General features: G+C 63.5%; 3 protein-coding genes. 2 read left to right on the forward strand and 1 reads right to left on the reverse strand.

The window, feature by feature from the left end:
* The coding region (locus KBA48_RS29720) for a glycosyltransferase (protein WP_292912310.1) at positions 1-1928 on the reverse strand (1928 nt) is incomplete at its 3' end.
* Positions 1929-2022: 94 nt separating this feature from the next.
* Here KBA48_RS29720 and KBA48_RS29725 point away from each other — a divergent pair.
* Positions 2023-4743 (forward strand): glycosyltransferase, encoded by a 2721-nt coding sequence (locus KBA48_RS29725; RefSeq protein WP_292912311.1) that lies wholly within the window; start codon positions 2023-2025, stop codon positions 4741-4743.
* A 360-nt stretch (positions 4744-5103) separates the two neighbouring features.
* Positions 5104-11614: calcium-binding protein (locus KBA48_RS29730; protein WP_292912312.1), on the forward strand; the 6511-nt coding region annotated here is incomplete at its 3' end.

An 11614-nucleotide genomic window follows, 5' to 3' on the forward strand; every position in this document is an offset into this window, starting at 1 on the left:
ATACGGTGGCGCGCCGCAATCATCCGCAGCAGCAGCGACCGGCGCTGACCGGGATCGGTGACGGTCGCCGCCTGCCGGGCCAGACTGACATCCTCGCCCAAGGCCCCGGCCACCAGTGCCATGGCGGGGAACAGACGCCCGGCCTCCGTCATGTCCATGGCCTCGGCGCCCGCCAGGGCCGTCTGTTCGGCCACGGACAGCCAGGCGGTCAGCAGCGACCGCATCTGCCGCCCGCCCAGCACGGCCGCGCTGTTGATGCGCAACGCCGCCCCGGCCAGTTCCAGGGCCAGGGTATGCTCCCCCAGCCCCTGCGCCGCCAGACCCGCCGCCAGCCTTATGCCTGTATCCTGCGGCGCCGCCCCCGCGATCAGCAGGCAGGCCGACAGCATGGAGGACCAGTCACCTGCCACCTGTGCCTGACTGGCCAGATGTCTTGCCCCATCGATAAGGCGGGCCGCCCAGGGCCCATCCGACAGCAGGGGCCAGACCCCGCGCAGTGCCGCAACCCGTGCGGTCAGGGGCCGTCCATCATCCCCCGTCACCACGCCCGCCAACAGCGAACCCATCCAGCCTTCCCATTCTGCCGGATCCAGCGCCGCACCCAGCCGCAGCGCGCGGCCCAGCGACAGAAGGGCATCGGTCGGTCGCGCCTGGGCGGCATACACCTGCACGGCCATGCGCCACGCCCCCTCATGCGCCGGGTCCAGGGTCAGGATGCGTTCGCACAGATCCGCCATGGCATCATGGTCATGCACAGCGGCCGGCCGACGCAGCCGGGACAGCAGAGCCTGAATATCGGCTTCCCCCTCTTCCGCTGCCGGCGGGGCGGACAGGAAAGACAGCCATTGCGCCGCCCGACGGTCCCAGCCATCCTCCGCCCCCGCCTGTGCCATCTGGGCCCGCAAATGTCGCTGCGTGCCGGCGGGATCGGCCCGACGGCGGCGCAGTTCCTCAACAAGCACGTCGGCGAAGCGGGCCGCATGCTCGGCCGGGTCCTGCGGTACCGGCAGCAGGCGGGCAAATCCGGCTGCCGTTTCAGACAAGGCACCCAGCCGGCTGGATACCACCAGGCATCCGGCCGCCTGGGCCTCCATGACGCTGATGCAGGAGGTCTCCGCAAAACGGTTGGGATAGGCCAGCGCCGTCACCCCGCGCAATGCCACCGCCAGGGCGGGCTGGGCAATACCGCCGATATATTCCACACCTTCCGTTCGCCGGCATTGCTCATACAGCCCGACATAGGGATCCTGGGCCAACGGCACCTGATAGGCTTCCAGCGAGGAATAGACCCGCAGGATGGTGCCGGGGATGGCAGCCCGGATGCGCGGCATGGCGGCCAGCAACACATCCAGCCCCCGGAACGGCGTGCTGGTATAGGCCAGCACGGGCGGCCAGGGCTTGGCGGCCACAATGTCGGCATCCCCTGCGAACAGGCCGGCGAAACAGGGGGCCGGCGCATTGCGCATGATGTGGCAGCGGTCACGGCGCAGGCCGAAGCGGCGGATAAAATCCTCACGTTGCCAGCGGCTGACGAAGATGAAGGCGTCCCAGACCCCGGCCACCGCGGGGTCGGCCAGATTGGCGGCGCTGGGCTGGTCGACCGCATGCTGGGTCCAGAGAATCAGTTTCTGGCGCCGGTCCATGGCCGCGCGCAGGTTCCGCGCCCCCTCGCTGTCACAGCCACCCATGACCACCAGAACCTCATGCTGGGCCAGCAACGCCACAGGCATGGTCGAATGGTGGCGGCACATCACACCGTCACTGGTGCCAGGCGTGCCCGTACCATTGATCAGGGTGACCTCCACCCCTGTCCGCGCCAGCGCCAGCGCCAGATAACAGGCGGCCGACTGCATGCCGCCCAGGGGGACCGCATTCATGCTGCGTGGCGTATAGTCGCCGAAGGTCGTGTCAAGGAAGGCGAGTTTCATGGCCCTTCAAACCTTAGCGCCGTTCAGCTTTTTTTGCTGTTAGCATAATTCCGTTGCTATTGGATGCAGCGACGATAGGGGCATGGAAAGGCTAATGCGAATGAACCCGGCGGAATGCCGTCGCCTGCTGGCGGACGATCCGGCCCATGTAGCGGCCCTGCAACATCTGGCGATACATCAGCAGGAAAGTGGGGACGGGATGCAGGCCATGCGGCTTTTCCGCCGCGCCCACCGCCTGCATGGCAACAACACCATCTTCAGCCAGCAAGTCGCGGCCACGCTGCCTGTCGCCCTGAACCAGATTTCCGGACTGCTAGACCCCGGTCGCTTTGACGAGGCCGCAGCCAATCTGGAATGGCTGGCGGAATTTGTCCCGCCTTCGGGCCATCTGGCGCGGCTGCTGGCCACCGTCTGGCTGATCCAGGGCCGGGAAGGCGCCGCCATCGCCATGCTGCCACGCACCGACGCCTCGGTTCGACAGGACAGCGGCCTTGCCGTGGCGCTGACGGCGCTGGATACGCATCGCCGGCACTATGGCGTCATCGGCACTGTTGTCATCCCCGCCTACAAGGCCGCCGGCACCATTGTGGAAAGCCTGGACAGCGTGCTGGCCACGCTTGGCCATTACCGCACGATGTCGGGGCGGGAGGATGCGCAGGTGCATATCGTCGTTGTGGACGATTGCTCTCCCGACGACACCGTCGATGTGGTGCGGCGCTGGGGCCGGGCGCATCCGGATCAGGGACTGGCCCTGATCGTGAACAACCAGAACCGTGGCGCCGGCCGCGCCCGCAATGCCGGCGTGGCGGCGGCGCTGGGTCCGTATCTATGGTTCCTGGATGCCGACGACCGGTTCCTTGAACCGCATCTGCACGTCACGGCCGGCGCCCTGGATACCAATCCGCGCTGGGATTATGTACGCACCGACATGCTGTTCGACCGGATCGACAGCCAGGTATCCGGGGTCTGGCGGCAGGCATCGGTACGCACCTATCCCTGCAACCTGTGCATCCGGCGCGAAGCGCATGCGCGCACCGGCGGCTTTCCGGAGGAAACGCCCTTCTGGCCGGCCACCGCCGACGATGTCTCCTATTCCCGCGCCATCACACAAATGCTGACAGGCGTCTTGATCAGCGTAAAAACCGTCTTCTACCGGATGAGTCCCGGCAACGTCCTGGACCGCTTGCAGGCGGAGATGACGAGCGGCCGCGCGCCGGGCGAAGGGGCGGTGGTCGATTCCCGCTTCATGGCCATCGAGATCCTGATCCGGCGCCGCCTCCATGCCCTGTCGGCCGGTCCGGACACGGCGGAAAAGCACCAGCCGGCCAACGCCGTCGCCTTGATCACGCACGCGCATGAAATGACGAAGGCCGGCGATCTGGCGCAAGCCCATCGCCTGTTGCGACAAGCCGTGCATATCGTCCCGAACCACGCTTTGGCCTGGTTCGAACTGGGTCTGGCCGCATACCGCCTGTCACGCACGGCAGAGGCGAAATCAGCCCTTGCCCGTTCTGTCGGCCTCGCTCCGGACGTGGCGGCGGCGCGCGTCAATCTGGGCCTTTTGCTGCTGGAGGATGGTGACGCCGCTGCCGCCGCACCCCATCTGCGTCAGGCGGTGGATCTGGCGCCCGCCAACCCCAATGCCCGGTTCCTGTTGGCGCGCGCACAGCGTCGCCTGGGACACAGGGACGATGCGGCAACCAATCTGCAAAGGGCCATAACCCTGTCCCCCGACCGGGCCGAGTATCTGGCCGAATGGTCGGGCCTGCTGCTGGATCGGGGTGACGGGGTGGCGGCGCTGGCGGCGGCGAACCGCGCCATTGCCCTGTCCCCCGCCCTTTACGATTCATATGCCGCTCGTGCCTGCGCGCTGGAGACTGCGGACAACAAGACCGGGGCGCTGGCTGCCTGGAATCGCGCCATCGCCTGTAACCCGGGTTATGGCGAAGCCTTCACCCGCCGCGCCCTGCTGTTGATGACGGAACGGCTGGGTCCCCCACCCCGTCCACGGGCCTGTGCCGACCAGGACAGCCGACGGCTGGCCCTGACGCGGCTGGGCAGCAATGGCCGTTTCGGCAACCAGTTGCTGCAATATGGCGTCGCCCGGCTTTATGCGGAACGCCACGGACTGACGCTGGAAACCACACCCTGGGTGGGCCGCCACCTGTTCGATCTGGACGACCCCCTGCCCGGCCCTGCCCTGCCGCGACTTTCGGAAAGTGAAGCGGATCTGCCGGCAGGGCTTGCCCCTGACGCCAGTCCCGATGCCGCCGGCCATGATATTGATGGCTATTTCTGCGGGGAAACAGCACTCCTGGCCCCGCATGCCGAAAGTTTCCGCGGTTTCTTCGCCGGCAGCGCCCTGTGGCGCCAGCGCATGGAACAGATCGCGGGCCGGATGCGGAAAGCAGGCAGCAGTATAGTGGCCCTGCATCTGCGGCGTGGCGATTTCGGCTGGGGACCGTTCTGGATCGCCCCTGAATCCTGGTATCTGGATTGGCTGGCCGGCCTCTGGCCGCAACTGGACCGCCCGGCCCTTTATATCGCCACCGACGATCAGGCCAGTCTCGCCCCGTTCGCCGCCTACCGGCCGTTAAGTGCCGCCGACCTGGGCATGGAGACGGTTCCAGGCGTGCCGTTCCTGGATGATTTCCAGGCACTGTGCATGGCCGACATCCTGGCCATTTCCAACAGTACCTTTTCATTCACGGCAAGCTTGCTGAATGCCCGGGCCAGGGCATTCCACCGCCCCGACCGCAACCACAGCGGCCTCCGCCCCTACACCCCGTGGTCATCTCCTGTCCTTTTGGGATAATCACGGATGGCAGTCCAGAATTTAAGGTTAAAAAATAATGTGCGCCAACTCGTTCCGTTAACCAAATTATTCATTAAATAAGAAGCACAAAAATCCTCGGTGTACTTAAATAACCCATTAATTAACCCAAAAAAGCTCACCAACAGTAGCAATTTAAACCACATTTCTACCTATAGCGTAGGCAGAGCCATACTTAAGATATCTTCAAATTCAGCGATGTCACAGGTTTTTTGGTTTCCTCCAGCACAATCATAGGCTACTACGTAAGTATGGTGAGGTGTCCGCTGGGCTTCGGCTGCGCGGATGGGGTTATTTCTTTCGGACAGGTTCACTGCGCCGGAACATTCTTGGGGATCAGACATGGCTGCTGGCGGTACCTTGACCCTTTCGGGTGGCGCGGACGTAACCTTCTCTTCAGGGACCGTCTATTCCTTCGTGAAGGGTGCGGGCGGCTCGCAGGGACTGACGCTTAACTCCAGCGGTCAAACTCTGACCGTCACCAGCCTTGATCACCTCTATTCACCGAAGGTCACGGCTGCGACGTCAAAGAAAACCGTCTTCTTGGGCGGAACCAGCGGCAATACGCTGGGCATTACCTTTATTGACACCCTCATCGGCAACAAGGGCAGCGATACGCTGACCTTTTTGTCCACCGGCAATTCGATATTGGCCAGCAATATCGAAACCTTCATCGGCGCTGCCACGGGCACCGACTTCATTACCTTGTCCGGCACCGCCGGTAACACGGTGGCCGTCAGTTTCATCGAATCGCTGCTGGGTGACAGCGGCAACGATGTCCTGGTCTCCCTCAATGCGACCGGCACCACCGTCGTCGTCGGTCTGTTCGAAACCATCATCGGCAATGGTGCCCACGACCTGACGTCCGGCATCGCCAGCGCGAATGGCAGCACCGCCCTGGTCGTCGGGTTCGAATACTTGCTGGGCAATGGCTCAAAGCCCGACGCGTTCACGCTGGGCAGCGGCGGCAACACGATGGGCATATCATTTATTGATACGCTGATCGGTGGCTCCGGTTACGACATAGTCACCAACGCCTACACCACCGGGACCATCAAGACCTCGACCGGCAGCATGACATGGAGCGTGACCGGGATCGAGTACCTTGCCGGCGGCACCGGGACCAGAGACGCGCTGATCCTGGCGAGCAGCAGCACCACAATGACCATCGCCGACATCGACACGCTGATCGGCTCCAGCGGCGGCGCAGACGTCGTCACGATGGACGAACGGCGGACAACGCAGATTATCGGCGAGACCGCGTTGGCCGCCGCGACCAGCACGGGCACCATGCTCGTCGCCCTGGTGGAAACGCTGATCGGCACGAACGCGGTCGACGTCGTCATGATGGCGGCGCCCGGTGCCTCGGCCGGCACGACGATGAATGTCAGCCAGATCGAAACGATCATCGGTTTCTCCGGCAGCGATGCGGACTATGTGCGCATCGCCCATACCGGCGGCAGCACGACCAATGTGGCGCTGGTGGAGACCCTGCAGGGCACGGCCGGCACCGACATCGTCACGATGAGCAAGATCGGCCTCCTCGCCAACACGATGGAGATCCGCAATATCGAGACGTTGGTCGGCAGCGGCAACGTCGACGTCATCTCCTTCACCACCGCCAGCACCCTCACCATCGGTAGCATCGAGACGCTGACCGGCAGCAGCGGCATCGACAAGGTCCAGTTCACGTCCGCCAACATCACGGAAGCCGTGATGTACGACATCGAATCCCTCACCGGCGGCAATCTGAACAACATCATCACGTTGGGTGCTGGCTCCAAGGTCAGCGTCGATATGCTGGGCACGCTCGTCGGCTCGTCCCAGACGGATATCGTGACCCTGACCTCCGGGGCCAGTGGCCTTGATGTCCGCAGCGTCGAGACGCTGATCGGCAGCAGCTATGCCGACAGCGTCTATTTCGGTGCCGACGGCACAGACGGGGGCACGGTTTCCGTCTCGCAGGTGGAAACCCTCATCGGCAATGGCGTCAGCACCGTGGCGCTCGCCGGGACCAGCGGTCAGACCGTCACCGCAGCCCTGCTGCAGACATTGCTGGGCACCAGCGGCACGGACATCGTTACGCTGGCTTCCACCGGCAACACCACCCACGTGACAGGCGTCGAAACGCTGATCGGCAGCGGCGGCGCCAACGTCATCACCTTCGATGATACCCAGGCCACGATCTTTGTGTCCGGCGTCGATACCGTCGTCACGGCCACACAAACCCTGTCGCTGAGCGGTGCAGTACAGACCGTCGTCATCGGCGGCATCTCCAACATCCTGCATATGCCGGCCACGGGCGGCAGCAGCAATGTCGTCCTGCCCTTTGAAACCGTCATCGGCGATGCTGCGACCGACATTGTCACCCTGACCCAGACACAGGGGACAAGTCTGGCGGTTCAACTGCTGGAAACCCTGATCGGCAGCAGCGCGCAGGAACTTGTCACCATCATCGGCACCACTGGCACCACCATACTGGTGGAACAGGTGGAAACCGTTCTGGGCAGTACCGGCAGCACCATTGACCATGTGATCATGGCTTCGGGCGGCGGCACCTTGTCCGTCGCACTGATCGAAAGCCTGACAGGTGGTGCGGGAACCGATATCGCCACGGTGATAGACACCAATGGTATCACCCTGTCCGTCGCACTGATCGAAACCCTGAGGGGCAGCAGCGGCACGGATGTCGTGACCATCGCCAGCACCAGCGGCAGCACGGTGACCTTTGCCGTCAGTCTGGTGGAGAGCCTTACAGGTGGCGATGGCGATGATATCGCATTGCTGGCCGCGTCCGGCGGCAACACCCTGACCGCACGGCTTCTGGAAACCATCATTGGCAGTGCCGGCCTGGACGTGGTGGAACTCGGCACCGGCGGCAGCACGGTCAGCGCCATCGGCCTGGAAACCCTGATCGGTGGCGCCGGGACGGAGGTGGTGACCTTCACCGACCAGTCCGCCACCCTGTTTGTGAGCGGCCTGGAAACCGTCTACACCAGCAATGCCACGCTGGCCCTGGCTGGCGCCGCCACCACCGTGGTGATCGCCGTAGCCGACAGCATCCTTGTGGTCCCCAGCGCCAGCGGCAACACCGTCACCGTCGACAGCTACCAGACCATCATCGGTCAGGCCGGCAGCGATGTCGCCAGCTTCACCCAGGCATCCACCCTGGCCGTCCAATTGCTGGAAACACTGATCGGCAGTGCCGGCCTGGATGTCGTTACCGACACGGGCACCGATGGGTCCACCCTCGCCGTTTCTGATATAGAAACGATCATTGGCGGTACCGGCATTGATCATGTCCTGCTGTCCAGCAATGGCAACAGCATCGCCGTGTCGGGGCTGGAGACGCTGCGGGGCAGCATTGGCACGGATGTCGTCACCACGGCGGGCACCGCCGGCTTCACCATGGCGGTGGAGATGGTGGAAACCATCGTCGGCAATGCCGCGACCAATGTCATCACCAATACCGGCTCCTTTGGTTCCACCATGGCCGTCAGCGGCCTGGAGACACTGATCGGCCATATCGGCCTGGGCACCGACGTGGCCCTGCTGGGCGATGGCGGCACCACCATGCTGGTAGGTCAGTTCAGCAGCCTGACCGGCGGCACCGCCACCGACATCATCAGCCTGACCACCCACAGCAGCACCCTGTCCGTCTCCGCCATCGAAGCCATCATTGGCAGCAGCGGCACCGATGTTGTGCATGTGGCGGACGCCGGCGGTGTCACCATGACCGTATCGCAGTTGGAAACACTGCAAGGCGGCAACGGCGCCGATCTGGTCACCCTGGGCAGCGGCGGCAACAGCCTGCTGCTGGCCGGCGTGGAAAGCGTCGTCGGCGGTAGCGGCCGTGACGAGCTGTTCGCCTACTCCGCCGGCACCACGCTGACGGTCAGCGGGATCGAAGCCTTCACCGGCACCGCCGGCAATGATGAACTGACCATCACCGACACGTCCGCCAACACGCTGGCGGTCAGCCTGCTGGAAACCCTGACGGGCGGCAGCAGCGTCGATACGGTGGCCTTGGCAGGTTCCGGTGGCAACACCATCACCGTCTCGGCGGTGGAGAACGTGATCGGCAACAGCGGTGCCGACAGCCTGCTTCTGGGCGGCAGCGGCAATACCGTGACCGTGGCACAGGTGGAAAGCATCACCGGCAGCAGCGGCACCGACGCCGTGACGGTCGCCAGCGCCAGCGGCAACACCGTGACCTTTGCCGTCAGTCTGCTGGAAAGCCTTACCGGTGGCGATGGCAATGATATTGCATTGCTGGCCGCGTCCGGCGGCAACACTCTGACCGCGCGGCTTCTGGAAACCATCATCGGCAGGGCAGGCCTGGACGTGGTGGAACTCGGCACCAGCGGCAGCACGGTCAGCGCCATCGGCCTGGAAACCCTGATCGGTGGCGCCGGGACCGAGGTGGTGACCTTCACCGACCAGTCCGCCACTCTGTTTGTGAGCGGGCTGGAAACCGTCTATACGAGCAATGCCACGCTGGCCCTGGCCGGTGCCGCCACCACCGTGGTGATCGCCGGGACCAGCAACATCCTTTTCGTCCCCAGTTCCAGCGGCAATACGGTCGCCGTCAACAGCTACCAGACCATCATCGGTCAGGGCGGAAACGATGTGGCCAGCTTTACCCAGGAGGCCACCGTCGCCGTTCAACTGCTGGAAACACTGATCGGCACCGTCGGCCAGGATGTTGTTACCGACACGGGGACCGAGGGGTCCACCCTCCTTGTCTCCTATATAGAAACACTTATTGGCGGTACCGGCGTTGATCTTGTTCTGCTGCCCAACAGTGGCAGCACCATGACCGTCTCACATTTGGAAACACTGCTGGGTGGCACAGGTACCGATCTCATCACCCTGGGCAGCGGTGGCAACACTACCTCCATGTCGCTGATCGAAACCCTGTTCGGTAGTGCTGGCACCGACGTCGCGCTGCTGTTGCGCAGCCTGGGCAATACCATCACCGTATCCCAACTTGAAACGCTGATCGGCGGTACCGGAAAGGATACCGTGACCCTCGCGTCGGGTGGCAACAGCATAACGATTACACAAGTTGAAAGCCTGCGGGGTGGGAGCGGCGTGGATATTGTCAGCCTGGGGAACCAGGGCAACAGCATCACCGTATCCCTGGTGGAAACCTTGATCGGCGGCACCGGCGAGGATGTCGTAACTCTGGCGACAGGTGGCCATAGCATAACGATCACAGAGGTTGAAAGCCTGCGGGGGGGAAGCGGCGCCGATGTTGTCAGCCTGGGGAACCAGGGCAACAGCATCACCATATCCCTTTTGGAGACCTTGATCGGCGGTACCGGCACGGATGTCGTGACCCTCGCGTCGGGCGGCATCAGCCTCCTGATTGCGAATGTCGAAACCCTGATCGGTGGTTCCGGGTCTGATAAGATTACCATGGCATCGTCCGGCATGACGCTGGGCATGTCGCTGCTTGAATCGATCATTGGTGGCATCGGCACGGATGTCGTGGTGATCGTCAACACCACCGGCAACACCTTCACGATCGTCACTGCCGAAACATTGATCGGCAACATTGGTACTGACGCCGTCACGCTCGGCAGCGGCGGCAACACGATCCTTGTCGATAAGCTGGAAACCTTGTTTGGCGGCTCGGGCACCGATGCGGTCACCCTGAGCAGTGGCGGCACCACCATGCTCATTTTCCGCCTGGAGACGCTCACGGGTGGCAGCGGCACCGACGTCATCCAGCTCAACGCGTCCGGCGCCACCACCAGCCTGTCTGGTGTGGAGACGATACTGGGCACCACCGGCTACGATGTCATAACCCTGAGCAATACCGGCAACAGCGTGACCGTTGAGCGGCTGGAGTCGTTGACCGCTGGCTCCGGCGTGGATGTCATCGCCTTCTCCGGGACAACGGGCAACACAACCACCGTTCACTTCGCAGAAACGCTGATCGGCGGAAGCGCCACCGACGCCGTCGTCCTGACCAGCACCGGCAATACAATCACCGTCAGCGGCCTTGAAAGACTGCTCGGCACCGGGTCCGGTAACGATGTGGTCACCATGGCCGACGCCGGCACCCTGATCGTCTCCCGTCTGGAAACGATCGCCGGCAGTTCCGGCGTCGATCATGTCACCATGGACACAGGCGGCAACACGCTGATGCTGGCCGGCGTGGAAACCCTTATTGGCGACAGTGGTCGTGATGAAGTGTTTGCCTATTCCGCCGGCATAACAGTGACGGTCAACCAGATCGAAGCCTTCACCGGCACCGCCGGTAATGATGATGTGACCATCTCCAACGCTTTCCTCTCCACGCTGGCCATCAGCATGGTGGAAACCCTGACGGGTGGCAGCTTCGCCGACACCGTGGCCTTCGGCAGCAACGGCAACACCACATCCGTGTCGATGGTCGAAACGCTGGTCGGGGGTACGGGCACCGACGTGGCCTATCTGACCGCCGGCACCACGATTACCGCCTCCAATATGGAAACGCTGATTGGCAGTGGCAGCGGCAGTGCGGTGACCTTCACCGACACCGCCGCGACCATCTGGGTTGTGGGGATCGAAACGATCTACGCACCCAACGGCACGATCACCTTGACGGGCGCAGACCTGACCAACGGCCGCCAGATCGTCATTAATGACCAGGTCATCTATCTGCCCAGCGCCAATGATATCGCGGGCTATCGCACAGTCATCGGCAGCAGCGGCGCGGACGTGGTGACCTTTACCACACCCTCCACCATGTCGGTTGAGGCCGTCGAGACCCTGATCGGCTCCAGCGGAACCGATCATGTCTCTACCACCGGTCCGTCCGGGGCCACCATGCTGGTCTCCCTGATCGAAAACCTGAATGGCG

Origin of the sequence: Niveispirillum sp., from assembly GCF_017996735.1 — a bacterium.
Taxonomy (GTDB): Bacteria; Pseudomonadota; Alphaproteobacteria; order Azospirillales; family Azospirillaceae; genus Niveispirillum.